The sequence below is a fragment of the Arcobacter sp. ISO1 genome (genome assembly GCF_058105185.1).
In genome coordinates, this window is sequence record NZ_CM176573.1 from 880863 (window position 1) to 906851 (window position 25989).

General features: G+C 30.7%; 26 protein-coding genes. 22 read left to right on the forward strand and 4 right to left on the reverse strand.

The annotated features are described in order from the left end of the window. The first annotated feature begins 38 nt into the window (after positions 1-38). From AC2TY9_RS04480 to nuoN, 16 genes are all read left to right on the forward strand, one after another. On the forward strand, positions 39-389 hold the full coding sequence (locus AC2TY9_RS04480; protein ID WP_489779735.1) for a hypothetical protein: 351 nt from the start codon (positions 39-41) through the stop codon (positions 387-389). Continuing rightward, on the forward strand, positions 389-2128 hold the full coding sequence (locus tag AC2TY9_RS04485) for an ATP-binding protein (protein ID WP_489779736.1): 1740 nt from the start codon (positions 389-391) through the stop codon (positions 2126-2128). The genes AC2TY9_RS04480 and AC2TY9_RS04485 overlap by 1 nt, the downstream gene beginning before the upstream one ends. A 203-nt stretch (positions 2129-2331) precedes the next feature. Beyond that, on the forward strand, positions 2332-2721 hold the full coding sequence (locus AC2TY9_RS04490; protein WP_489779737.1) for an NAD(P)H-quinone oxidoreductase subunit 3: 390 nt from the start codon (positions 2332-2334) through the stop codon (positions 2719-2721). Continuing rightward, positions 2703-3212 carry a NuoB/complex I 20 kDa subunit family protein gene (locus AC2TY9_RS04495; RefSeq protein ID WP_489779738.1) on the forward strand — a complete coding sequence of 170 codons (510 nt, stop codon included), beginning with the start codon at positions 2703-2705 and terminating at the stop codon, positions 3210-3212. Before AC2TY9_RS04490 ends, AC2TY9_RS04495 begins: the two co-directional genes overlap by 19 nt. Beyond that, positions 3212-4021, forward strand: a complete 810-nt coding sequence (locus tag AC2TY9_RS04500; protein ID WP_489779739.1) for an NADH-quinone oxidoreductase subunit C — start codon at positions 3212-3214, stop codon at positions 4019-4021. The genes AC2TY9_RS04495 and AC2TY9_RS04500 overlap by 1 nt, the downstream gene beginning before the upstream one ends. A gap of 5 nt (positions 4022-4026) precedes the next feature. Further along, the gene (nuoD, locus tag AC2TY9_RS04505; protein ID WP_489779740.1) at positions 4027-5256 is read left to right on the forward strand and encodes an NADH dehydrogenase (quinone) subunit D; all 1230 of its coding nucleotides are present in this window, start codon (positions 4027-4029) and stop codon (positions 5254-5256) included. 15 nt (positions 5257-5271) lie between these two features. Further along, entirely contained in the window at positions 5272-5538 is a 267-nt protein-coding gene (locus tag AC2TY9_RS04510) for an NADH-ubiquinone oxidoreductase subunit E family protein (protein ID WP_489779741.1), read from the forward strand. 2 nt (positions 5539-5540) lie between these two features. Continuing rightward, a complete protein-coding gene (locus AC2TY9_RS04515; protein WP_489779742.1) occupies positions 5541-6356 on the forward strand; it encodes a hypothetical protein in 816 nt (271 codons plus the stop codon). After that, positions 6356-8866: an NADH-quinone oxidoreductase subunit G gene (locus AC2TY9_RS04520; protein ID WP_489779743.1), complete on the forward strand. Its 2511-nt coding sequence runs from the start codon at positions 6356-6358 to the stop codon at positions 8864-8866. The genes AC2TY9_RS04515 and AC2TY9_RS04520 overlap by 1 nt, the downstream gene beginning before the upstream one ends. A gap of 1 nt (position 8867) precedes the next feature. After that, positions 8868-9860: an NADH-quinone oxidoreductase subunit NuoH gene (gene nuoH, locus AC2TY9_RS04525; RefSeq protein WP_489779744.1), complete on the forward strand. Its 993-nt coding sequence runs from the start codon at positions 8868-8870 to the stop codon at positions 9858-9860. Positions 9861-9869: 9 nt separating this feature from the next. Next, entirely contained in the window at positions 9870-10493 is a 624-nt protein-coding gene (gene nuoI, locus AC2TY9_RS04530) for an NADH-quinone oxidoreductase subunit NuoI (RefSeq protein ID WP_489779745.1), read from the forward strand. Between the two features lie 9 nt (positions 10494-10502). Beyond that, positions 10503-11078, forward strand: coding sequence for an NADH-quinone oxidoreductase subunit J (locus AC2TY9_RS04535; RefSeq protein WP_489779746.1), 576 nt, complete (start codon positions 10503-10505; stop codon positions 11076-11078). Continuing rightward, entirely contained in the window at positions 11075-11374 is a 300-nt protein-coding gene (gene nuoK / locus AC2TY9_RS04540; protein ID WP_489779747.1) for an NADH-quinone oxidoreductase subunit NuoK, read from the forward strand. The genes AC2TY9_RS04535 and nuoK overlap by 4 nt, the downstream gene beginning before the upstream one ends. 2 nt (positions 11375-11376) lie before the next feature. Continuing rightward, on the forward strand, positions 11377-13308 hold the full coding sequence (gene nuoL / locus AC2TY9_RS04545; protein WP_489779748.1) for an NADH-quinone oxidoreductase subunit L: 1932 nt from the start codon (positions 11377-11379) through the stop codon (positions 13306-13308). A gap of 12 nt (positions 13309-13320) precedes the next feature. Further along, a complete protein-coding gene (locus AC2TY9_RS04550; protein ID WP_489779749.1) occupies positions 13321-14853 on the forward strand; it encodes an NADH-quinone oxidoreductase subunit M in 1533 nt (510 codons plus the stop codon). Continuing rightward, positions 14846-16333 carry an NADH-quinone oxidoreductase subunit NuoN gene (gene nuoN, locus AC2TY9_RS04555; protein ID WP_489779750.1) on the forward strand — a complete coding sequence of 496 codons (1488 nt, stop codon included), beginning with the start codon at positions 14846-14848 and terminating at the stop codon, positions 16331-16333. Before AC2TY9_RS04550 ends, nuoN begins: the two co-directional genes overlap by 8 nt. A 61-nt stretch (positions 16334-16394) precedes the next feature. Here nuoN and AC2TY9_RS04560 read toward each other — a convergent pair whose 3' ends face one another. Next, positions 16395-16997, reverse strand: a complete 603-nt coding sequence (locus AC2TY9_RS04560; RefSeq protein WP_489779751.1) for a flavodoxin family protein — start codon at positions 16995-16997, stop codon at positions 16395-16397. Positions 16998-17148: 151 nt separating this feature from the next. Here AC2TY9_RS04560 and AC2TY9_RS04565 point away from each other — a divergent pair, with 151 nt between their 5' ends. The 6 genes from AC2TY9_RS04565 to AC2TY9_RS04590 all read left to right on the forward strand — a co-directional run bounded on the left by AC2TY9_RS04565 (position 17149) and on the right by AC2TY9_RS04590 (position 23766). Further along, complete coding sequence (locus AC2TY9_RS04565; protein WP_489780400.1) at positions 17149-18015, forward strand: menaquinone biosynthesis family protein; 867 nt, start codon at positions 17149-17151, stop codon at positions 18013-18015. 3 nt (positions 18016-18018) lie between these two features. Beyond that, positions 18019-18798, forward strand: coding sequence for a UDP-N-acetylmuramate dehydrogenase (locus AC2TY9_RS04570; protein ID WP_489779752.1), 780 nt, complete (start codon positions 18019-18021; stop codon positions 18796-18798). Between the two features lie 66 nt (positions 18799-18864). Then, a complete protein-coding gene (gene topA, locus AC2TY9_RS04575; RefSeq protein WP_489779753.1) occupies positions 18865-21219 on the forward strand; it encodes a type I DNA topoisomerase in 2355 nt (784 codons plus the stop codon). An 8-nt stretch (positions 21220-21227) separates the two neighbouring features. Continuing rightward, a complete protein-coding gene (locus tag AC2TY9_RS04580) occupies positions 21228-21740 on the forward strand; it encodes a YfcE family phosphodiesterase (RefSeq protein ID WP_489779754.1) in 513 nt (170 codons plus the stop codon). Continuing rightward, positions 21730-22578: a biotin synthase gene (locus AC2TY9_RS04585; RefSeq protein ID WP_489779755.1), complete on the forward strand. Its 849-nt coding sequence runs from the start codon at positions 21730-21732 to the stop codon at positions 22576-22578. Before AC2TY9_RS04580 ends, AC2TY9_RS04585 begins: the two co-directional genes overlap by 11 nt. 9 nt (positions 22579-22587) lie before the next feature. Continuing rightward, positions 22588-23766 carry a cation:proton antiporter gene (locus AC2TY9_RS04590; RefSeq protein WP_489779756.1) on the forward strand — a complete coding sequence of 393 codons (1179 nt, stop codon included), beginning with the start codon at positions 22588-22590 and terminating at the stop codon, positions 23764-23766. A gap of 6 nt (positions 23767-23772) precedes the next feature. Here the strand turns inward: AC2TY9_RS04590 and AC2TY9_RS04595 are convergent, their stop codons facing one another. The 3 genes from AC2TY9_RS04595 to eno are packed head-to-tail and all read right to left on the reverse strand — an operon-like array spanning position 23773 to position 25955. Beyond that, complete coding sequence (locus tag AC2TY9_RS04595; protein ID WP_489779757.1) at positions 23773-24438, reverse strand: AMIN domain-containing protein; 666 nt, start codon at positions 24436-24438, stop codon at positions 23773-23775. Then, the gene (locus AC2TY9_RS04600) at positions 24435-24677 is read right to left on the reverse strand and encodes an FtsB family cell division protein (protein WP_489779758.1); all 243 of its coding nucleotides are present in this window, start codon (positions 24675-24677) and stop codon (positions 24435-24437) included. Before AC2TY9_RS04600 ends, AC2TY9_RS04595 begins: the two co-directional genes overlap by 4 nt. 3 nt (positions 24678-24680) lie before the next feature. Next, on the reverse strand, positions 24681-25955 hold the full coding sequence (gene eno / locus AC2TY9_RS04605; protein WP_489779759.1) for a phosphopyruvate hydratase: 1275 nt from the start codon (positions 25953-25955) through the stop codon (positions 24681-24683). Positions 25956-25989 lie beyond the last annotated feature (34 nt).

Consider the following 25989-nt stretch of genomic DNA (forward strand, 5'->3'; position numbering starts at 1 on the left):
ATATAATAATATATTCTTTGTTTTAAGGAGTTAAAAAAATGATTTTTTTAGTAGTTTTTGGTTTTATAGCTTTTATAGTAATTGTATTGAATGTAATGGATAATTCAAATTTACAGACAATAGAAAACTATTTTAAATCAAAAAACTGTCAAAATGTCATTTACTCTAAGGGTTCTTATAAAGGAATTTGTGAAGATGAGATTATGGAAATTTTAAATAGTTTTACAGTTGATTTAGAGAAAAACAAAACTATATATAAATTAAATGAAATAAAAAATATAGAAAAAAACAATATGGCAATTATTATAAATAACAGCTACACTATAAAGTTCAAAGAAAAAAAGAATATAGATGAATTCTATAAAAGTTTAAAGGAAAAAATAAATTAATGAATGAGATTATTGATTTTATAAAAGCTCAAAATGTAGAAGATACTACATTTTTTAAGCATCTAAAATGCTCTAATGAAGAAGCAAAGATTTTACAATATATTACAAAAGAGTATACAACAGGAAGAGAGACTTTAATCGTTATTGACATCCTTGCAGAATTTTACGATGTTAAAAACTTTGAACATCTTCATCATGTTGAAAAAATAAAATCCTTATTAGGACTTGGTTGGTTGGTTCAAAATAGTTTTGATCATATAAAACTAAGTGATATGTCTAGGCTTGAACTTTTAAATTCAGCAGTTACATTATCCCCTGCATATTTAAAGCTTCTTGAAAAAGGTTCTTTAGATTTTGTTTTACCTGAAATAAAAAGTTATGGTGATCATTTAGAGTATTTACAAGATCAATTTTTTAAAATCGATCTTGCACAGCAATTAAATTTAGTAAAAAGAAACTTTGATGAAAACTCACCAAATATAAATAGATTAAAAACAAAGCTAACACTTCTTGAAAATAGAATTAGAGATAGATTAAAAGAAACAAGCAATGAGATTATGATTGAAGATTTTTTTAAAACTAATGATTTAAATGAACAAGAACAGATGTTGTTTTTAGCACTTTTAAAAGAAGAATACTCTGGGGGTGATGGAACAATAAGAGATATGAACTCATTAATTGAACTTGTATCAAGTGATGATTATGAGAAAATTAAATACAGAAGTTTACTTGAAGAAAGTTCAAAACTAATTTCAAATGGTTTAGTTGATTATGATGAGGTTTTAACACCATTTGGTGGGATTAATAGAAACTTTTATATCCCAGAAGATGTGCTATACAAAATCTCTCATCCAAATCCAAATAAGAAAAAGACTAGAAATAGAAAAGTAAAACTAGAATCATTAATTAGTGAACAAAATACCTTTGAACTTATCTCTACAAATAAATCTTTAGATGATGTAGTTTTAAATACGAAAACAAGGGAAATATTAAATTCACTTTTAAAACAAATGGATAAAACAGTTTTTAATAGATTGAAACAATGGGGTTTAAAAGATAAAAAAAGTGGAATTGAAGCAAGAATAATCTTTTATGGATTTGCAGGAACTGGTAAAACATTAACTGCTTTGGCACTTGCTAAGAGTTTAAAAAGACAGGTTCTTAGCTTTGATTGTTCAAAGATTTTATCAATGTATGTAGGTGAAAGTGAAAAAAATGTAAGAGCAATTTTTGATAAATATTATGAATTAAGAGAAAAAAGTAAAACTGAACCAATTTTGTTACTAAATGAAGCAGACCAATTTCTAAGCTCTAGGACAACTTCTAGTACTAGTGGCAGTGAAAAGATGCACAATCAGATGCAAAATATATTTTTAGAACAGATAGAACGGTTTGATGGAATATTAATTGCAACTACAAATTTACTTGAATCTCTTGATAAAGCTTTTTCAAGAAGATTTAACTATAAGATTGAATTTAAGAAACCAAATTTTGAACAAAGAGTAGATTTATGGGAGAAACTATTACCAGAAAAACTACCTTTAGATGAAGAATTTGATAAAAAAGTTTTGGCAAAACATGAGTTAACCGGTGGTCAGATTGAGATGGTAATCAAAAATACAGCATTTAGAATTGCTGTAAATGAAGAGCCTGTTTTTACTGTAAAGGCATTTGAAGAACAAATTGAAAAAGAGAAGAAGGGTCAATTTGATTCTGAGAATAAAGTGGGTTTTTTCTAAAATCCACTTAAGAATTACTTAATTCTCATTTTACTATCATATCAATATATTAAAATTAACTTAATTGAATTTCTTAATAATAAAAACTTATATATTAAAAAGATTTTTTTAACGATATAACAATCTCTTATATTAAGACTTACTTTATAGGAGATTGGATATTATCTTTAAAAGTAATTTTTAAAATTAATGAAGGATTAAAGATGACGCATATGGAGTTTTCTCATCCCTATTTTGGTGCATTTTTTATGTTTGTCCTTACCTTTGGGGCTTTCATTGTAGTTGTTGAAATTGCAAGAAGAATAGGAAGAAAGTTAGCGAAGCTTGATACGGAAAAACTAAAGTCAACTCTTTATGAGTGTGGACCAGAAGTTACTAAACAGCCAAGTAGTATATCTGTACAGTTTTACTTGATGGCACTTTTATTCATATTATTTGATATTGAAATTATCTTTATGTTCCCATGGGCAGTAGATTTTAAAGTCTTAGGCTGGTTTGGGTTTGTTGAGATGATTCTTTTTATTTTATTATTGACTATTGGATTTGTTTACGCATGGAAAAAAGGAGCTCTTGAATGGCACAGCATAAAGTAAACTATTTTAAAGATGGTGGTGCACCTATTGCACTTACGACTATTGACAAGGTTGTAAACTGGGGTAGATCAAATTCAGTTTGGCCGATGACATATGGTCTTGCTTGTTGCGCTATTGAGATGATGGCAACAGGAGCCTCAAGATATGACTTTGATAGATTTGGGACAATTTTTAGAGCAAGTCCTAGACAATCAGATTGTATTATTGTTGCCGGAACTTTGACAAAAAAACACGCAGAATTCATGAGAAGATTATATGACCAAATGCCTGATCCAAAGTGGGTTATCTCAATGGGTTCATGTGCAAATACAGGGGGAATGTTTAATACTTATGCAACAGTTCAAGGTGTTGATAGAGTTATTCCCGTTGATATATATCTTCCTGGATGTGCTCCTAGACCTGAAACACTACAATATGCACTAATGATGCTTCAAAAGAAAATAAGAAGAGAAAGAGCGTTTAAAAGTATGAAGAAAAAAAGGTTAGTGTAATGAGAAAATATACACCTAAAAATGATGTACAAAAGAAATCATATTTTAATGATAGATTTTATGTGGCTCCTCAAACTCCAAAATTTGAACCTTCAAGTGATGAAATTTATGCAAAAGATATTGAAAGTTTAAATGAAAAATTTGAAATATCAAAATCTTATATTGAGATTGAAGAGTTAGTTATTCATATAAAAGCTGAAGATAATGTAAAGGTCTTAAAAGTTTTAAAAGAAGACTTAGAATATGACATGTGTATGGAAATCTCTGCAATTGATTATATTAATAGTCTTGGTGGATTTGAGATTTTTTATGAGATGTTATCTATGTCAAAAAGAAAAAGAATGAGAGTAAAAACTTTTATTAGACAAAAACAACCTATTGAATCTGTTTATAGTGTATTTAAAATGGCTAATTGGGCAGAAAGAGAAATGTATGATATGTATGGAGTTAAAATCATTAATCATCCAAATATGAAAAGAATTCTTATGCCTGATGATTGGTATGATTATCCACTTAGAAAAACATATCCTCTAACAGGAGATGAATCAGCTCAATGGTATGAAGTTGATAAGATTTTTGGAAAAGAATATAGAGATGTAATTGGACCTGAACAAAGAGATTGTGCAAAAGTTGATAGATATGATACTCAAAGGTTCTCACGACTTGGTCATGAAGTTCCATATGGAGTTGATATTACTGATGGAAAAGAACCAGAACACACTCCACTTGCTTATCAAGAAGAGGGTGGAATTCCAATTATCAAAAAACTTGATGAAAACAAATCAGTTACATTAGATGAGAAGAGGTAAGAAGAATGAGTCAAGTAGCAAATAGATTAAAACCTTTTTTTGAGAATATTCATTTTGAAACTGAAGATAATACAATGATTGTTAACTTTGGTCCTCAGCACCCATCTTCTCATGGACAAATGAGATTGATGTTAGAACTTCAAGGGGAAGAGGTCGTAAAAGCAAGACCTGGTGTTGGATATCTTCATAGAGGTATGGAGAAAATGGGTGAGAATATGATTTATAATGAATTCTTACCAACAACAGATAGAATGGATTATATCGCTTCAACTTCAAATAATTATGGTTATGCTCTAGCTATTGAGAAGCTTTTAGGCATAGAGGCGCCAAGAAGAGCAGAGATTATTAGAACTATGCTTTTAGAGCTTAATAGATTAACTTCACATTTATTTTGGCTAGCAACACATGCACTTGATGTAGGAGCTATGTCTGTTTTCCTATATGCCTTTAGGGAAAGAGAATTCGCAATGGACTTAATTGAAGATTATTGTGGCGCAAGACTTACCCATAGTGCAGTTAGAATAGGTGGAGTACCTTTAGATATACCAGAAGATTTTTGTGAAAAACTTGAGAAGTTTTTACAAATCCTAGAAGTTGAGATTGAAAAATATGAAGGACTTTTAACAGAAAATAGAATCTGGAGAATGAGACTTGAAAATGTTGGAACTATTTCTCCTGAATTAGCAAAAAGTTGGGCATGTTCTGGTGTGGTTTTAAGGGGGTCTGGGATTAAATGGGATTTAAGAAAAGAGATGCCATATGGACTTTATGATGAGTTAGATTTTGATGTTCCTATTTCTTCAACAGGTGATTCTTATGGAAGATATAAATGTTATATGCAAGAGATGAGAGAATCTTCAAAGATTTTAAGACAATTAATTCCTATGTATAAAGAAAGTAAGTGTGAACTTATGGCTAATGCACCTGAATATATCTCAGCTTCAAAAGAAGATATTATGACTCAAAACTATTCATTAATGCAACACTTTGTTTTAGTGACTCAAGGTATGAGACCACCTAAAGGTGAGATTTATGTTGCTACAGAATCACCAAAGGGCGAGTTAGGATATATGGTTGTAAGTGATGGAAGCCCTTATGCGTATAAAATGAAATTAAGAGCTCCATCTTTTTGGCATACAGGAATTTTTGAAGATCTATTACCTGGGCATCAATTAGCTGACGTTGTAACTATGGTTGGTAGTTTAAATATTGTATTTGGTGAAATTGACCGTTAAGCATAGGAGTTATAAATGAAACGATACGACCTAAGACCATTAAAAGATAACTTCTATGACAGAATGTTAGAACTTATGGATAAAGATATAAAGACAGGTGAGAATGCAATTTTCCTTTTTGAAATTGGAGATTTTTCTTGTGTTCAAAAAAGTGCAGATATTATTTATGAAGCGGGATACACTTTAATGAACTCTTTGAAATTTAATGAAGTTGATTGGACTATTGTAGTTAAAAAAGTAAAACCTGAAGAAAAAACAATTGAAGAAAGTAGTGAAGAGTAGAGATGGAAAATATAAAAGAGATTATTTCAAAAAGTGATTATATCATCACTTTTGGTTCATTTTTGGCAGCAGATAATATTGAGATTCAAGAAGCCATTATCGAAGCAATTGCTAAAAATACAGCAGAATTTGTTTATATGCATCCTATTGATAATATTGATTTAAAAGTTTACTATTCACAGTTTATAAAATATGAAGTTGGTAGTGAAGAGGGTATTGCTTCACTTTTATTAGATACTTTTGTAAAAAGTAGTGATGAGAAAGTTCAAAATTATATAGATGACTTAGATATTGGTTATATCTCTGCTGAAAGTTCTGCAGGTGAAGAAGAGTTTGAAGAAGCTTTTGAAAGAACGAATTCAAAAACTAATAAAACATTGATTATTGGAAGAGATATATTTTCCCATGAGAGAGTAGAAAATATTACAAAAATTTTATCTGTAATAGGAAAGTTCTCTGATTTGAAAATAGTTTGTTTAGAAAAAGAGTATCAAGAGATTTTAAATGAAGTTTGTGATGAGTCTTTAGAAGAGCCTGAAGAATTGCATTCATATAATGGAACAGTAGTTTATAGACTTTATGGGGAAGAAAAAACTGATAGTTTAGTTGGTAGTGAATCTTTTGAGAGAATTGCAAAAGTAAAAGATGGTGATGATATTTATATAAATTTTAATGGTGAAAAGATTAAAAGAAAATTTTCTGTTAACAAAGATCTTTATGGAACCATTGCTTTATGTGCAATGGATACTGAAGATTCTAGTAGCTTATCTCAAGGTTATAGATATAAGCAAGTAAAGATTGAAAAGGTTGATGCATAATGAGTGATTTAATTACATTAACAATAGACGGAAAGAGTATTCAAGCCAAAGAGGGTGAAAATATTTTAAATGTAGCAAGAGCAAATGATATTTTTATCCCAGCTGTTTGTTACTTAACTAGATGTTCTCCAACTTTAGCATGTAGACTTTGCCTTGTTGAAATAGATGGAAAACAAGCATATTCATGTAACTCAAAAGTAAAAGAAGGGATAAATGTTTTAACTCAAACTGAAAATATTGCCAAAGAAAGAAGAGCAATAATGGAAGTTTATGATGTAAACCACCCTTTACAATGTGGAGTTTGCGATCAAAGTGGTGAGTGTGAACTTCAAAATTATTCATTATACATGAAAGTAGATTCTCAAAACTATACTATAAAAGATGTTGATAGACCAGCAGCAGTTTGGGGAGTAATGAAATATGACCCTGGACTTTGTATAGTTTGTGAAAAGTGTGTAACTGTATGTAAAGATATGATTGGTTCAAATGCTTTAAGTACAGTAAAAAGAGGAGCAGATGGTATTGAAAAAGTATTTAAAGATACTATGCCTAAAGATGCTTACTCAATGTGGAACAAACTAAATAAATCACTTATTGGTTTTGAAGAAGATAACTGTACTGACTGTGGAGAATGTATCTCTGTTTGTCCAGTTGGAGCACTTGTTAGTGCAGATTTTCAATACAAATCAAATGCATGGGAATTAAATAAAATTCCTGCAGCAAATCCACATTCAAGTGATTGTGCTTTTATGTATTATGAAACAAAACATGAATCAATTGAAAATTCAGATGAAAAAATCTATAGAGTTACAAATGAACATCATTATTCAACTTTAAATGGTGCAGCTAGATTTGCTTATGACTTTGAAAATAAAGTTGTAGGTAAAGATGAAGAAGCCTTTAATAATGCCGTTGAAGCCTTTAAAAAAGCAAAAGTTATAAAGTTTAATTCATATATTACAAATGAAGAGGCTTTTATCTTACAAAAGATTGCTTCTAAAACGGGTGCAAAACTTGTAAATAAAGATGCTTACAATTATAAAAAATTCTTAGAAAATTATGCAAGTACTTCAGGTCAATCTTTATACAGTTCAACATTAAAAGATGTTCATGATTCAAACTTTGTAATCTCAGTAGGTTCATATCTTAAATCAGACTTGCCAAATGCAAGATATGCCTTTAACAACTCAGTTATTATGAATAAAGGCTCAGGACTTTATTTCCATCCAGTAGCTGACCCAGTTATGGAAAAAGTTGGCAAAAAAGGTAAAACATCAGAGTTTGTATACCATAAGCCACTTTGTGAAGAATCAATTTTATATCTTATCTTAGATAAATTCGGAAAAGATTTACCTCAAAATGTTCAAACATATCTTGATAGTCTAAAAGAAACAAGAACTAAAACTATAACTGAAACAGTAAAAGAGACTGTTGTAAATGTAGTAAAAGATGAAGAGACAGGCGAAGAAAAAGAGGTTAAAAAAGTAGTACCTAAAAAAGTATCAAAAGAAGTAGAGTTTGAGTTTACAAAATTACTTGAAAATATAGGTCAAGATGAAACACTACTAGATACTATTGATATTTTACTTGCTAAAAAAGACAAATTTTCATTAATGGTTGGTGAGGATTTATATACTCATCCAAAGGCTGAAAACTTAGCAAAACTTTGTGGTTTAATTGATAAATTTACAGATTTTGAAGTTGTAATTATCCCTAGTCAAACAAATACACTTGGAGTTAGTTTACTTTGTGATTTAGAAGAAGATGCAAGTGGATTTAGCGTAGGTTATAATGAAAAAGCAGACTTCCAATTAAGTGCTTTAGGTGATGGTGATTTAGATATGCCTGCACTTAATCAACAAGAAGGAACTTTTGTCAGCATTGATAAAAAAGTAATCCCAACAAATGTTGCAATAGGGTACAAAGGTTATGTTCTAAATGATATTGCAAATATTGTACTTGATACAGATGTTGAACATACAATTGAATATACAATTGAACTTCCTGAAGAAAAAGGTTTTAGTGCAGTTCATTTTGACAAATTATCAAACCACTTTGGAAATAATAGAGTTGAATATAGAGGTTATGATATTTTACCTATTGAAATTGTTAAACAGAAAAAACTTCAAGAAGAGATAAATAGTTCATTTATTGTTGAAGAGTTAGATGAAGCTACAAGTAAAACTTTAGATGTAAATGAAGATGAGATGATTATTTATAGAGCTAATCCAATAAATCAATTCAATGAGTTTACAGCAATTGCCCATGAGTTTGTAGAGAACTTAGAGTCTGGAATTTTTGCTTCAAAATCATTATTTGAAAAACTTGGATTAGAAAAAGGTGATAAGGTTAATGTTTCTTCAAATGGAACTTCTTTAGAGTTAAAAGCTTTTTGTGATGAACAAATTGAAGGTGAAATAGCATATGTTTCAACCTTCCAAAAAGATTTAGCTACAAAAAGTTTATTTGAGCAATATAGATACAGTAAAGCTGTAATAAAAAAGGCGTAATATGGAGACAGGATTTATTATTGAAACCATTGTAAAATCTGTTGTAGTTCTTGCAGTATTTTCTGCATTAGCAGGTTTTACAACATATATTGAAAGAAAAGTTCTTGCTTTTATGCAAAGAAGACTAGGCCCTATGCATGTTGGACCTCATGGTGTTTTACAACTTGCAGCAGATGGAATTAAACTTTTTACAAAAGAGGACTTTATCCCACAAAATGCAGCTAAGCCTGTATTTATGATTGCCCCAATTATTACAGCAGCAACTGCTTTTATCGCTATGACAGCAGTTCCTTTCTTCCCTGAATTTGAACTATTTGGATATACAGTTAGACCAATTATTTCAGATGTAAATGTTGGTATTTTATTTGTAATGGGTGTTGCTTCAATTGGACTTTATGGCCCACTTCTAGGTGGTATGAGTTCTGCAAATAAATGGTCACTTCTTGGAGGGGCTAGAACTGCTATTCAACTTTTATCTTATGAGGTTGTATCAGGACTTGCTTTACTTGCACCACTTATGCTAGTTGGAAGTTTATCTTTGATTGATATAAATGATGCACAAGCAGGAGGTTTGGGAGATTGGTTTATTTGGACTCAGCCTTTAGCTTTTATTTTATTTGTTATTGCTGGATTTGCTGAAACAAATAGAACACCATTTGACCTTTTAGAACATGAAGCTGAAATTGTTGCAGGTTATGCAACTGAGTATTCAGGTCTTAGATGGGGTATGTTCTTTATTGGTGAGTATGCAAATCTATTTACAATATGCTTTTTGATTTCACTAGTATTTTTAGGTGGGTATAACGATCTTTGGTTTATCCCTGGTGGACTTGCAATTATTTTAAAAGTTATGTTTTTGATTTTCTTCTTTTTATGGACAAGGGCTTCTTGGCCACATATTAGACCTGACCAATTGATGTGGTTATGTTGGAAAATCTTAATGCCATTAGCAGTGATTAATATCTTAATTACTGGTTTTGTAATGATGTTTTAGGAGTCGCGAATGAGTTTAGAAAAACTAAAAGATAGAAATATTAGTATGGGAGACTATATTAATGTTTTAGAAGATGATTATCCAAAAACTCCCTGGGAACAATTTAAACAAGTTTCAAAAAGATCAGTAAAACTTGAACTTTTTGGAGGTTTAAAAATTGTTTGGAAGATGATGACTGGAGCATTATTTAAAAATGAGATGCACACAATTCAATATCCAATCGAAAAAGCTCCTTTAGGACCTAGGTATAGAGCAGTTCATAAACTTCTTGGACTTTTAGAATCTGGCGAAAACAGATGTATTGGTTGTGGACTTTGTGAAAAAATTTGTATTGCTGATTGTATTAGAATGGATACCAAAATTGATGAAAACTCTAGAAAAGAAGTGATGGAGTATACAATCAATATGGGTAGATGTATTTTCTGTGGATATTGTGCTGAGGTTTGTCCTGAATTAGCAATTGTTCATGGTGGAAGATATGAAAATGCAAGTGAGCAAAGGGCTCACTTTGTTTTAAAAGAGGATTTATTAACTCCTCTTGATAAATTAAAACAACAAAAAGAGTATCCTGGTTTTGGTGCTGTATCTCCTGATGCAGATGAAAAAATCAAGAAAACTCCATTGTCTTATTAAGGAGGGGAAATGTTTGAAATAATAGCTTTTTATCTGTTTTCAATTTTAACAATTGTTATGTTCTCTATAACAGTTTTCACAAATAATTCATTGTATGCCTTAAGTTCATTAGCTGCAGGGATGATTTTTATTTCAGCTTTCTTCTTTTTATTAGATGCTGATTTTCTAGGAGCAGTTCAAATTGTAGTTTATACTGGAGCTATAATGGCTTTATATGCCTTTGGAATGATGTTCTTTGATTCACTTTCAACTGTAAAAGAGAAAGTTAATAATCCTAGATTGGTATTTTTATTAACTGGAATTAGTGCCTTGATTATTGTATTGATTTTTGTAAGTCCAATTATTGGAAGTAACATTGAAGCACAATATCCAGTTCATCCTGAATGGGGAAATACTCAAGATGTTGGTATTGTTCTTTTTACAAAATATCTTATTCCCTTTGAAGTTGCAGCGGTTATGTTACTTGTAGCAATGATTGGTGGAATTATTTTAGCTGGTAAGAAAATGGATGTTTCATATTCTGACTTAAGTGAAGAAGAGATTGATGCATTAGAAAAAGAAACATTGGCAAAGGATAATAAATGAGTTTAAACGCATACCTTATACTTTCGGCTGTGTTATTTTTAATAGGTATGGTCGGTGTTGTTAGAAGAAAAAATTTACTAATGTTATTTTTCTCTACAGAAATTATGTTAAATGCAGTAAATGTTGGCTTTGCTGCAATTTCAAAATTTCATGGAGATTTAACAGGTCAGATGTTCGCCTTTTTTATTGTTGCAATTGCAGCAAGTGAGGTTGCTATAGGCCTTGGATTATTAATTCTTTGGTATAAAAAAACTGGAACTATTGATTTAGATAGTTTACAAAGTATGAAGGGCTAATGATGGAAAAATATTTATACATTGCACTTTTTGCCCCTCTATTAGGTTCATTTATTGCGGCTTGTTTTTCAAACAGACCTAAAATGCTTTTTACAGGAATTATCACATCTATTTTACTTGCAGTTTCAATGATAGCTTCATTGGTATTACTTCAATATGTTTATTCAACAGAAGCAATTGTTCATGTAAGAATGCTTGATTGGATACAAATAGGAAACTTAGATATCCCATTTGGTTTTGTTGTTGATCAAGTAAGTGTTGTGATGATGGTTGTAGTAACAATTGTTTCAACTATGGTTCATATCCACTCAATTGGTTATATGGATCATGACAAATCATTTAATAGATTTTTTGCTTGGCTTTCAGCTTTCGTATTTTCAATGATGATTTTAGTAATGTCAGATAACTTTGCTGGATTATTTATTGGATGGGAAGGTGTTGGACTTTGTTCTTGGGGACTAATTGGGTTTTGGTACCATGTTGCTGATAGAGAAAAATCTGATGATATTTATAAATCACCATTTTCAACTTTATCACCATTTTCGTCAATAAGTCCTAGTTTTGCAGCAAATGAAGCTTTTATAACAAACAGAGTTGCTGACCTTGGGATGTTAGTTGGATTATTCTTAATCTATTGGAATCTTGGAAGTTTACAATATGATGAAGTTTTTGCAAATATTGGGAGTCTAGATACTTCAATTATAGTTGCAATTGGAATATTTCTTTTTATTGGTGCTATGGGTAAATCAGCACAATTTCCATTTAATCAATGGCTTGCAAATGCAATGGAAGGACCAACACCAGTTTCTGCACTAATTCACGCTGCAACTATGGTTACAGCAGGGGTTTATTTAGTAATTAGAGCAAATGAGATTTTCGTAATTGTTCCAGAAGTTGGATATTTTATAGCTTGTCTTGGAGCACTTGTAGCTATTGGAGCAGCTTCAATGGCACTTGTTGCAACAAATATTAAAAAAATTATTGCATTTTCTACTCTTTCTCAACTTGGATATATGTTTGTAGCAGCTGGTCTTGGAGCTTATTGGGTTGCTCTTTTCCACCTTGCTACTCACGCCTTCTTTAAATCAGTTCTATTCTTAGGTGCTGGTAATGTGATGCATGCACTTAATGACGAGATTAATATTAAAAATATGGGTGGACTTCATAAGCACATGAAGGGAACTTCAATTATCATGACAGTTGCTTCAGTTGCATTAGCTGGTATCTTCCCACTTTCAGGTTTCTTCTCTAAAGACTTGATTTTAGAAGTTGCCTTTGGACACCATTCATATATTTTATGGGCAATTTTATGGTTAACTGCTGGTTTAACTGCATTTTATTCATTTAGACTTGTTATGTATGTATTCCATGGGGAAGAGAATTTCAAGAAATTTGATTATCACCCACATGAAACATATCCATATGTAATTGCTGCTATGACTCCACTTGCTATTTTAGCTGTTATCGCTGGATTCTTTAAAGCTCCATTTATTGAGATGGTTACAAAGGTTTTACCAGAACTTGAGATTCATGTGAGTAATGCAACACTTTGGATTTTGATTGTAATAACCCTTGGAATTGCTTTAGGTGGTATAGCCTTTGCTGTTATTAAATTTAGAAAAGATGGTAAATACTTTAGTGAGAAGGTTAAACATAGAGCTTGTTATAAAATTTTAGCAAATCAATATTTTATGCCTCATTTTATTGAGAATATTATCAATAAACCATATTTAGCAATTTCTAAATTTTCATGGAAAAAAATTGATCTTAAAATTGTTGATGCCATTGTTGATGGTGTTGCAAAAGTTATATATAAAAGTGGTGAGGCAAGTAGGCCTATTCAAAGTGGAAATTTATCAACTGCATTAAGATTGATGGTTGTTGGTATTACTGTATTACTAGTGCTTAGTGTGGCACTTGGTATTGCAAAGTAAGGGGTTAAGTAGATGGAACACATTTTATCAATTTTAATATTTTTTCCAGCATTTGCTGCATTTGTAGGGTTCTTAGTAAAAAATGATTCTATTAGAATGTATGGTATTGTTGTTACTGCATTAGAATTTGTTTTAAGTATTTTTCTTTGGGCAAATTTTGATACAAGTGTAGCTGGAATGCAGTTTAGTGAAACCTTACCAATAATAAGTTCATACGGTATTAATTACTTAGTGGGTATCGATGGAATTTCACTATTTTTAGTGATTATGACTACTTTTATGACTATGATTGCAGTGATTGGACTTACTGAGAAAAGAAATCTAAAGCATATGATTATCACTGTTTTATTTTTAGAGATGACAATGGTTGGAGTATTTTTAGCTTTAGATGCAATTATTTTTTATATGTTCTGGGAACTATCTTTAATACCAATGCTTTATATTGTTGGTGCATGGGGTGGACAACTTAGAATCTATGCAGCAATTAAATTCTTTTTATATACGTTCATTGGTTCTTTAATTATGTTAATTGGTATGTTATACCTTGGGTATGTTTATTTTCAAACTACAGGAAACTGGAGCTTTAGTATCCAAGATTGGAATATGCTTATTTTACCATTTGATATGCAATTATGGTTATTTATTGCATTCTTTTGTGGTTTTGCAATCAAAGTTCCAATGTTCCCATTTCATACATGGCTTCCATATGCCCATGGTCAAGCACCAACAATTGGTTCTGTAATTTTAGCCGCTGTATTACTTAAAATGGGTACGTATGGTTTTGTAAGATTTTCATTACCACTTTTCCCTGATGCTTCTGTTTACTTCACCTATCCAATGGCAATTTTAGCATTAATTGCAATTGTTTACACTGCAATGGTTGCTTACGCCCAAGAGGATATGAAACAAGTTATTGCTTACTCTTCAGTTTCACATATGGGTGTAATTATTTTAGGTATTTTTGCACTAAATGTTGAAGGTATTGGAGGGTCAATTTTCTTGATGATTTCTCATGGTATTGTATCAGGAGCTCTGTTTATGTTAGTTGGAGTTATATATGATAGACGACATACAAAAATGATAAAAGATTTTGGAGGATTAGCTTCTGTAATGCCAAGATATGCAACTATTTTTGCAATTATGTTAATGGCTTCAGTTGGTCTTCCTCTTACAATTGGTTTTGTAGGTGAATTTTTATCTTTACTTGGGTTTTTTAAAGTATCTCCAATATTGACAATTATTGCTGGACTTACAATTATTTTAGGTGCTGTTTATATGTTAGTGATGTATAAAAAATCTTTCTTTGGACCAGTGGTTCATGAAGAAAATAAAAATCTTGAAGATGTAAAAGGACGTGAGTTAGCAGCATTAATACCCCTTGTTGCATTGGTTGTAATCTTAGGTGTTTACCCAAAACCTATTTTAAAACCAGTAGATACATCTGTCTCTGCTCTTGTTGAAATCATGCAATTAAAGGCAATAAATCCAAGCACAAAGGCAAGACTAATGGAGTCAAATAGTATTGGGGAGGTGAAACATGACTAGCATACCACCAGTATCAATTGAATTTGCAAGTTTAAATTTTGGAACAATAGTTCCTATGCTTGTTGCAATAGTTGGGGCACTTGTAATTTTAATCATTGATTTAGTGAATAAAAATTTAGATAAATCTTTATATATCATGTTAACAGTTTTATTTTTAATTGTTGACTTTGGGGTATTGATTGGATTTTCTGGAAATGTAAGAGGCTTTTTTGATTTAATGCTTGTTGATGGTATCTCAATACTTTCTCAAGGAGTAATTGTAATTGCTTCACTTCTTTTTATCTTTACAGCAATGGGTAAATTAAGATTTCAAGAGTATAGATATCCAGAATACTTTGCTTTATATTTATTTATGGTTGCAGGGTTCCAGTTTATGGTTAGTTCTGACTCTTTAATCTTGATCTTTGTTGGTCTTGAAACAGCCTCAATGTCTTTATATACAATTATTGCTATGCATAATAGAAAAAATGCATTAGAAGCAGCTATTAAATACTTTACTATGGGTGCTTTAGCAACTGCATTTTTTGCCTTTGGTTCTATGGTTCTTTATGGTTTAACAGGAACTGTTGAATTAGGACTAATGTCACAAATCTTAGTTGAATCAAATTTTGAGAATTATCCAATAATGTTAATTGGTGTTATATTTATGCTAGGTGCCTTATCTTTTAAAATATCATTAGTTCCATTCCATGTTTGGGTTCCTGATGTATATGAAGGTGCAACTGCAGCCTTAGCAGGATTTATGTCTATTGTTCCTAAAATGGCAGGATTTGTTGTGGCATTAAGGTTTTTTGAAATATTTATAGCAAGTGGGGATAGATTTGTAGAGATTATTCTTTATGTAATTGTTGTATTATCAATGACTATTCCAAATATCATTGCATTACTTCAAAACGATATTAATAGGATGCTTGCATACTCTTCAATCTCAAATGCAGGGTTTGCAATGGCAGCAATTTTAATAGGAACTACGCAAGCAACAAATGCACTATTTTTATATTGGATTATGTTTTTAGTTACTAACCTTGGTGGATTTACAATGCTTTGGTTAAATAGAAGTAAAGATTATAAATTTTCTTCAGACCATGCCTTGGAAAAATATTCAGGTCTTATAAAAAGCTCACCCTTTACGGCAACAATGATGGGATTGTTTTTACTATCTCTTGCTGGTATTCCACCATTTGCACTTTTTTGGGGAAAAATGTATTTAATTGGAGCAAGTGTCAATGCAGGATATATGTTATTGGCACTTATTATGGTAATAAACTCAGCAATTGCAGGATTCTATTATCTAAAACCAATTGTTTATATGTTCTTAAAAGAGCCAATTGAAGGAAATCAAGTGAAATATATGGCAAATGCAACTACTTCAATTAAAACAGTAATTGGTTTTTGTGCAATAATCACAATTCTTTCAATTTTTATGGTTGAACCTTTATTAGACATAATCTCTTATTATGTACAAACTTCTGGGTATTAGGATTTTTCCTAATATCCAAAAACGATATTAATCTAGATATTTTATTACAGTATTAAGAAAATTAAGAGGCTTTTTGTTCAAAAGAGTGTAAAAGTTTTTCAATCATCTCAATCAATCTTTTTTCATAGCTTTTTATAATATCTTTTTTGGGAGTTACTGCTTGCCAGTCTATAACTTTTGCACCTATTGAAGAAGAGGTATGTTCCATATAGTGTTTAGAGGTATAAAAACTATGATTCATAAAATATTTTGTTGTATTATAATTTATCAAAATTGAACTTTTTGCTTGGGCTATTCTTCTTAATGTAGACTGCACTTGTCCATAAGGCCAGTAATAATATGCAACTAGTCTTTGAGAAAATTTCTCGTGAACTTTATTTTTGGAGAATAGATTATTCCTATCAGCTAAGATTATATATCTATTGGCTGCTTCAATATTATCTAGTTCATTGTTTAAATCATCTTTTAAAACACACTTAACTGGTGCATCACTTTTTTTCTGTGTACAGCATCTACATTCAGTACATTGAGCAAATTGTAACTCTTTTAAGGTTAGTTTTGTATACTCGATATAGTTTTTTTGTAAATAATCACTTACAAAATTTACAATTTTTTCAACATCATCATGTGGTTTTTCCGTACAATCAATAATCTTAACTCTCATGAGTTCCCCCTTATATTGAGTACTTATAAAATTTTAACACGTCACTATGAATTTAACGTGACATAATTGAATATTAAATGTACAAATTAAGCTAAACAAAAAGTAATTGATAACTTGCTACAATCCCATACAAATTTATGATAAAAGGTCTATTTTGAAAACAATAAGTGTTGCGCATTCTCCTGATGCTGATGATATATTTATGTATTATGCTATTAAGTTTGGTTGGGTTACTTCTAAAGATGCAAAATTTGAAAATATTGCAGATGATATTGAAACATTAAACCAAGCAACTTTAAAAGGAGAGTATGATATTTGTGCTATTTCCTTTGCTTTATATCCTTTAGTAAAGGATGATTACGCTTTACTTAAAACAGCAGTTTCATTTGGAGAAGGTTATGGACCAAAACTTATTAAGAAAAAAGATAAGAAACTAAAAAGAAATTTTAAAGTTGCACTTAGTGGTGAATTTACAACTAATGCACTTTTATTTAAAATAGCTTATCCAGAAGCTAGAATAACATATATGAACTTTCTAGATATAGAACAAGCTGTATTAGATGGGGAAGTTGATGCAGGTGTGTTAATTCATGAGTCAATTTTAACTTTTAATGAAGAGCTTGAAGTAGAACGAGAGATGTGGGATATTTGGGTTGAACTTAGTGGCGGTGATTTACCATTACCACTAGGAGGTATGTGTTTAAGAAGATCAATCCCTTTACATAGTGCAATTGATTATGAAAATACACTTATCAAAGCTGTTGATGTTGCAAATAAAAATAGAAAAGTTTTAGCTCCAATGTTACTTGAAAAAGGTTTAATTAGAGTAGATGCTAATACTTTAGATACATATTTAGATCTTTATGCAAATGACAATTCTGTAGAGTTAAGCCAGATTCAATTTAAGGCATTAGATAAACTTTTTGAACTTGGGTATAAACATGGGTATTATGAAAATCTAATAAAAGCAAAAGATTTTTTAATTCCAAGTGAATATAAAGAGTTTAGAGAAAAGTAGTAAATGGAAAACTTTTTTGAAAAGCTTGATTTTAGAAAATATAGTTCAATAAAAATAGGCCCTATTTGTGAAGTTTTAAATATAAATGAGGTAGGTGATTATGCTGATTATCAAATTATTGGACAAGCTAATAACATCTTAGTATCAAATACCCCACCAAAGTTTGCAAAACTTGGGAAAGCTTTTGAGTATATTGAACAAAAAGATGACAAACTTTATGTGGGATGTGCAGTAAAATCAGGTAAACTTTTGTCATACGCTAAAAAACATAATTTAGCCAATTTTGAGTTTTTAGGTAGACTTCCTGGTAATTTAGGTGGTCTTATAAAAATGAATGCAGGCTTAAAAGAATGGGAAATCTTTAACTATATAGATTCTATTAAGACAAAAGATGGTTATATAAAAAAAGAAGATATCGAATATGGATATAGATTTACAAATATCAATACCATAGTTTATGAGCTTGTGTTTAATCTATCTTCTGGTTATTCAAAAGAAAAAAGTGAAATGTTCAAGAAGATGAGAGATAATCAACCCCACACGCCAAGTGCTGGAAGTTGTTTTAAAAATCCCGAAGGTGATTATGCTGGAAGATTGATAGAACAAGTTGGTTTAAAAGGATTAAAAAAAGGTGATATGAGTTTTTCAAATGTGCATGCAAATTTTTTAGTAAATGATGGTGCAGGAACTTTTGAGGATGCAATGTATCTAATAACTGAAGCAAAGAATAGAATAAAAGAGCAGTTTAATATAGAAATTCAAGAAGAGATCATAATTTTTTAATATCAAATGCTTTTAATTTTTTTATGTTAGAATGCGTGATTTATAATAAGTGTAAGGGTAGTTTTAGTGAAGAATTTAGTAATAGTAGAGTCACCAGCAAAAGCAAAAACAATATCAAAGTTTTTAGGTAAAGATTATAAAGTAATGGCCTCAATGGGTCATGTAAGAGATCTTCCAAAGTCAAAGTTAGGTTTTGATCCTGAAAACAATTTTGAACCAAAGTATTTAATCTCAACTGACAAGAAAAAAGTTATAAGTGATTTGAAAAAAGAGATTACTAAAGATACTACTATTTACCTAGCTGCCGATGAGGATAGAGAGGGAGAAGCTATTGCATGGCACTTAATTCCTGCTCTGAAAATTGAGAAAAATCCACTTAAAAGAATTGTATTTCACGAAATTACAAAAGATGCTATTTTAGAAGCGATTAATAATCCACGGGAAGTAAATCAACATCTTGTTGATGCACAGCAAGCAAGAAGAATACTTGATAGAGCAGTTGGTTATGAACTTTCACCATTACTTTGGAAGAAAGTTAGATATGGCCTTAGTGCAGGTAGAGTTCAATCTGTTGCAGTTAGAATCATAGTTGACAGAGAAAATGAAATAAGAGCATTTATTCCTGAAGAGTTTTGGAAGGTAAAAGCTGATTTTATTAATCCTGAGTTAAAAGCAGAATTAGCAAAAATCAATGGAAAAAATGAAAAAATTCCAAATGAACAAAGAGCAAAAGAGATTGAAGCCTCAATAAATCAAGGTAATTTTGAACTTTATGATATTGAAGAGAAAGAATCAAAAAGAAATGCAGCAGCGCCATTTACAACTTCAACTCTTCAACAGGAAGCATCAAGAAAAATTGGACTTTCTGTAAAACAAACAATGGTTATTGCTCAACAATTGTATGAAGGAAATGTGGGTAATATCCCAGGACATACAGGTGGTTTAATTACATATATGAGAACTGACTCATTAAATCTTTCAAAAGTAGCAACTAGTAAAGCAAAAGAGGTTATTGAAAATGAGTATGGTAAAGAGTATTCTTTGAGTAAACCAAGGGTTTATACTTCTAAAGCAAAGGGAGCACAAGAGGCTCACGAAGCAATTAGACCAGTAAATTTAGCTTTAAAACCAAGTGAGATAAAACCTTATGTTGACAATGCACAGTTTAGGTTATATGATCTAATTTGGAAAAGAACCTTAGCAACACAAATGGCTCCAGCAAAAATAGCAAACACTACATATAAAATTAGTGCAGGAAAAGATAAAGAGTTTGAGTTTCAAACAAAGGGACAAAGAATTATTTTTGCAGGGTTTATGAAAGCTTATACAGAAGGAAGTGATAATCCTGAAGCAGCTTTAGATAGTAGTGAAAAAATCTTACCAACTATTAAAGTAGGGACAATTTTAGATTTAGAAAAACTAGATTTAGAACAAAACTTTACAAAACCACCAGCAAGATATACAGAAGCTTCATTAGTTAAAAAATTAGAGAGTGAAGGGATTGGAAGACCATCAACTTATGCTCCAACTATTTCAACTATTCAAGCAAGGGAGTATGTAGAAAAAACAGAAGATAAAAAACTTGCACCTACTCCAACGGGAGAAATAGTAAATAGTTTCTTAGTTGATCATTTCCCTGAGATTGTTGATTTGGGATTTACTGCAAAAGTTGAAGAAGAGTTTGATGAGATAGCAGATGGAAGAATAGCTTGGCAACAGGTTATGAATGAATTTTATGGTGGTTTCAAAAAAACAATAAATGAAAAAGAAGAAAGTGTAAATAAAGAGGATTATCTTCAAATAAGAGAGATAGGCACTGATCCTAAATCTGGGAAACCAATTAGTGCTAGAGTTGGAAGATTTGGACCTTTTGTTCAAATTGGAACAAAAGATGATGAAGAGAAACCAAAGTTTGTTGCTATTCCAGATCATTTAAATATGGATACAATTACCCTTGAAGAGGCATTATTTTTATTTACATTACCAAGAGTTGTTGGGCAGAATAATGAGGGTGAAGATATTAAAGCAAATATTGGAAGATTTGGTCCATATTTACAAGTTAAAACAAAATATTATTCACTTAAAACTGATGATCCTTATACTGTTGAATTACCAAGGGCTTTAGAGGTTATTCAAGAGATTGATGAAGCAAAAGCTAAGGCTTTAATTCAAGATTTTCCAGAAGATAAAATTCAAATTTTAGATGGAAGATATGGCCCTTATATCAAGCAAGGAAGAAAAAATTTTAAAATCCCAAAAGGTTCTGATGCTCAAAAAATAACTTTAGAAGAAGTAAAAGAGATAATTGCTAAAGACCCAAAATCAAAGGGAAGTGCAGCTAAAAAAACCGCTACAAAAAAAACCACTAGTAGAAGAAAAACTACAACAAAAAAAACGACGACTAAAAAAACAGATAAATAAATTTAAAAATGAAAATAGGGGTTTTATCGGATAGTCACTTCAAGGTAGAATATACCAAAGAAGTGATCGATTTATTAAAAGAAAGTGGTGCTAAGTATCTTATCCACGCAGGTGACTTGTGCTTGGAAGAGAATTTAAAATTATTAGAAGAATCAGGTCTTACATATGTAAGTGTATTTGGAAATAATGATATGTCGTTAATCTCTGTTTCCAATAAATATAATATAAAGCAGGAGCCTTATCCTTTCAAGATAAAGGAGACTACTTTTAAGTTAATGCATTTGCCTTATTATATGACAGGTGATTGTGATGTTGTGATTTTTGGTCATACACACATTTTTGAAAGTGAATATAAAAATAACACACTTTTTCTAAATCCTGGTGAAGTGTGCGCTAGAGAGAAGCCTCTAGTAGAATGTGTGTTGCTTGAAATTAAAGATAATGAGTATATAATCAACTATTACTCAAGGGATATAAATAAAAAAGAGTTTTTAAAAAAAGAGATAATTTATGAGAAGTGAACAAATATTTTTATGTGCAATTTGTAATATTGAAAGTGGTACATGTAATGAAGATTGCAAGTTTTGTACCCAAAGTGTGAAATATAAAGCTGATATCCAAAGATATAAGCAAAAACAAATAGATCAAATAGTTGAAGAAGCAAAAAGAGCTAGAGCAAATAATGCAAATGGATTTTGTCTTGTAACTGCAGGAAAAGGCTTGACAGATAAAAGACTAGCTTTTGTATGTGAAGCAGCGAGAGCAGTAAAAAAAGAGAACTTAGGTTTGATTTTAATTGCATGTAATGGAACTGCAAGTGTAGAGCAATTAGAGACTTTAAAAGAAGCTGGTGTTGATGCCTATAATCATAACTTAGAAACTGCAAGGGATTTTTATCCTGAAATTGTTACAACACATACTTGGGATGAAAGATATCAAACTTGTAAGAATGTAAAAGAAGTTGGTCTAAGACTTGTTTGTGGAGGGATTTTTGGATTGGGTGAGACTCAAGAACAAAGACTATCAATGCTTGAATCTATTGCTTCATTGGAGCCTATGAACGTACCTATTAATTTTTTCCATCCAAATGAAGCCTTACCAATAGTTGAAAACTCAATAACTAGAGAAGAGGCTTTTGAACTTATCACTTTAACAAGGAAAATGGTTCCAAATGCAATGAAGATTATGGTTGCAGGTGGAAGAGAATTGATGTTTGGAGATGAAGAGTATAAAATCTTTGAAAAAGGTGCTAATGCCTTTGTTATTGGTGATTATTTAACAACTGCTGGAAAATCTCCACAAGATGATATAAAAGAACTTGAAAAATTAGGTTTTTCTATTACTAGAGAAATAAATTAGGACTAAGTAATGACTGAAGAAATATTAATCATTATCACTATATCTTTGATTATATTTTCTTCACCATTAATATCAAAGTTTATAAAGCTTCCTACTATTACTATAGAGATAATGCTAGGGGCTTTAGCTGCATATTTTGCTTTTATTACAGAACATGCTGTTTTAGAACTAGTTGCTGAACTAGGCTTTTTATATTTGATGTTTTTAGCTGGACTTGAGGTTGATTTAAAAAAGCTTATCAATATATCAAATACAATTTTAAGAAAATCGATATTTTATAATGTGATTTTATTCTCTTTATCTGCATTAATTGCTATTTATTTAGATCTTGGACTTATTTTTATTGTTGTATTACCCCTTATTTCAATTGGTTTATTAGCTGCTTTGAAAAAAGAATATGGCGATGTTGACTGGATTAAACTTTCTATTACTGTTGGTCTTATTGGGGAAATTGTTTCAATCTTTGCACTAACAACTGTATCAGCAGCATTGGAATTTGGTATAAATATTGAGTTTTATAAAACAATGGTCTTATTTGTTGCTTTTTTAATTTCTATGGTATTTATATACAAACTATTTCATAATCTAATCTGGTGGTTCCCTGAAATAAAAGCCTTGCTTATGCCCGAACAAGATCATCAAGAACAAGATATTAGAGTTTCCATGGCAATTTTCTTTTTGATGATTGCTGTTATGATGGCATTACATTTAAAGGTTGCCTTTGGAGCATTTATTGCGGGAACATTTATAACAACATTTTTTGAAAAACATAATAAGAAACTTTCACATAAACTTGAACACTTTGGATTTGGATGGTTAGTTCCTATTTTCTTTATTTCTGTTGGAGCTTCATTTGAGTTAGATGCTTTATTACAAGATGGCTTACTTGTAACTGCAATTTTAATTGTTGTAGCTATGGTTGGAATTAGATTCGTCGCTTCAATGTTATTTGTTAAAGAGATGGGCTGGAATAAATTCTTTATGATTGGTTTTTCACATTCGATGCCAATTACCCTTTTAATTGCTGTTGCAACTTTAGCTTATCATACTCATTCTATTACACAATTTTATTATTATGCTTTTATCTTAGCTGCTATTATTGAGGTTTTGGTTGTAATGATATTAATTAGAATTGTTGCTAATTTTTTAAAAAGTAGCGAGAAAAAGAGGGTAAGAAAACCTATTTAGATTTTCTTACTCATAAAGTTTAATAATACTTACCATCTTATCATCATATGTAACTTCATAATCTTCAGGCATATTTGCAAGTTCTACTACTATTCTAAAATAGTTTTCTTTTTTATGATTTCCAACTGCAATTTTTGGGAAGTTTGTAGAGTTCAATGTTTCTCTTATCGTATAGAAGTTTTCCTTTGCAGCAAAATCTATAATGATTTTCTTTTTCCCTGGAAGTGTCATTTTCTTAGTAACTTTGTATTTTGTATGAATATCTAATTTATCATTATCATATTCAATTTTTACAAAAGGAAGTAACTCTTTTTCATTTGTAATATCAAGTCTTGGTTTTACATAAATAACTTCTTGTTTTGGTTCTTTTATGATTATCTCTTTTTTAATGATTGTTTTTGGTTTAACCTCTATTTTTGCCTTCTCAATCATCTTTTTAACTTTCTCTTCAGTAACAGGTTTAACCTCAGGCTCAGGCTTATTCATTTTCTCATACATCTCTTTAACATAGTGTTGCTCTTGTTGAAATTCAACTGCATAATCCTCTTCAGGTTCATTGATTTCAATAAGTCTTGCGGCTTCTTCTTGATATGTGTTTGTTGCTTCAAAAGGGTTTTCCCTCGCAACTAAACTAACAGATAGTAAAAGTAGAAGTGTAAATAGTCTTTTCATTCCTCAGGCTCCAAGTTTTTTAATTCAAAATACTCTTTTTGTAAATAAGCATTTTCTTGTTGTAATCTTTTTATTTCACTTTGAAGATACTCTTTTTTATGTTTTAAAGAGTTATAAACCTCTAAAGAATTATCTCCAAAAAGAACATTTGAGACATGATATCCAAGAAATATCGTAATAGCAACAGAAACTGTTGCCATTATCGAAAATTTCTTTATAATACCACTATTTTCTTTCATAAATTATTTTGAGAAAGGTTGTTTACCTAAATATTCAGCATATCCAATCTCTGCACCAATTTCTAATAATCTATTGTATTTAGCGATTCTATCACTTCTTGCAGTTGAACCTGTTTTGATTTGACCACAATTTAAAGCAACAGCAAAATCAGCAATAAATGCATCTTCTGATTCACCTGATCTATGTGACATTACACAGTTATAGTTATTTCTTTGAGCAAGTCTAACTGTTAACATAGTTTCAGATACAGAACCAATTTGGTTTGGTTTAATCAAAATCGAATTTGCAATCCCTTTTTGGATACCTTCTGCTAAGATATTTGCATTTGTAACAAATAAGTCATCTCCAACGATTTGGATTTTATCACCTAATTTTTCAGTCATTAATTTAAATCCATCCCAATCATCTTCAGATAATCCATCTTCAATTGATACAATTGGGTATTTAGCACAAAGGTCTACATAATAATCAACAAGTTCAGCAGAAGTAATTTCTCTGTTTTCAGATTTTAATACATAAAGTCCAGCATCATTGATAAGCTCAGATGCCGCAACATCCATAGCAATTGCAATTTGTTCTCCTGGTGTATAACCTGCTTTTTCAATAGCTTCCATAATCACTTGTAAAGGCTCTTCGTTTGATTTTAAGTTTGGAGCAAAACCACCCTCATCACCAACAGCAGTTAATTCTCCCATACTATCAATGATTTTTTTAAGGTGTTGATAAACTTCAGCAGATGCTCTTAACCCATCATTAAAGTTCTCAAATCCAACAGGCATAATCATAAACTCTTGAAAATCAACAGAATTATTTGCATGTTCACCACCATTAATGATATTTAACATAGGAACAGGCATAGTCATTGCATTTGCTCCACCTAAGTATCTATATAATGGGATATCTAAAGATGCAGCTGCCGCACGTGCTACTGCCATAGATACACCTAGAACTGCATTTGCTCCAAGTTTTGAGTAGTTAGAAGTTCCATCAACATCTTTCATTGTTGCATCAATTTCAGCTTGATTATAAGGGCTTAATCCCATTAATTCATCAGCAATAATAGTATTTACATTTTCAACTGCTTTTGCAACACCTTTACCACCATATCTTTCATCACCATCTCTTAATTCTAGTGCTTCTCTTTTACCTGTACTTGCTCCACTTGGAACAATAGCATTTTGTTTTGTACCGTCACTTAATATAACAGTAGCTCTAACAGTTGGGTTTCCTCTTGAATCTAATACTTCATCCGCATATACATTATCAATAAATACCATTTATGGTCTCCTGTTTTGAATAAAATTAATATAT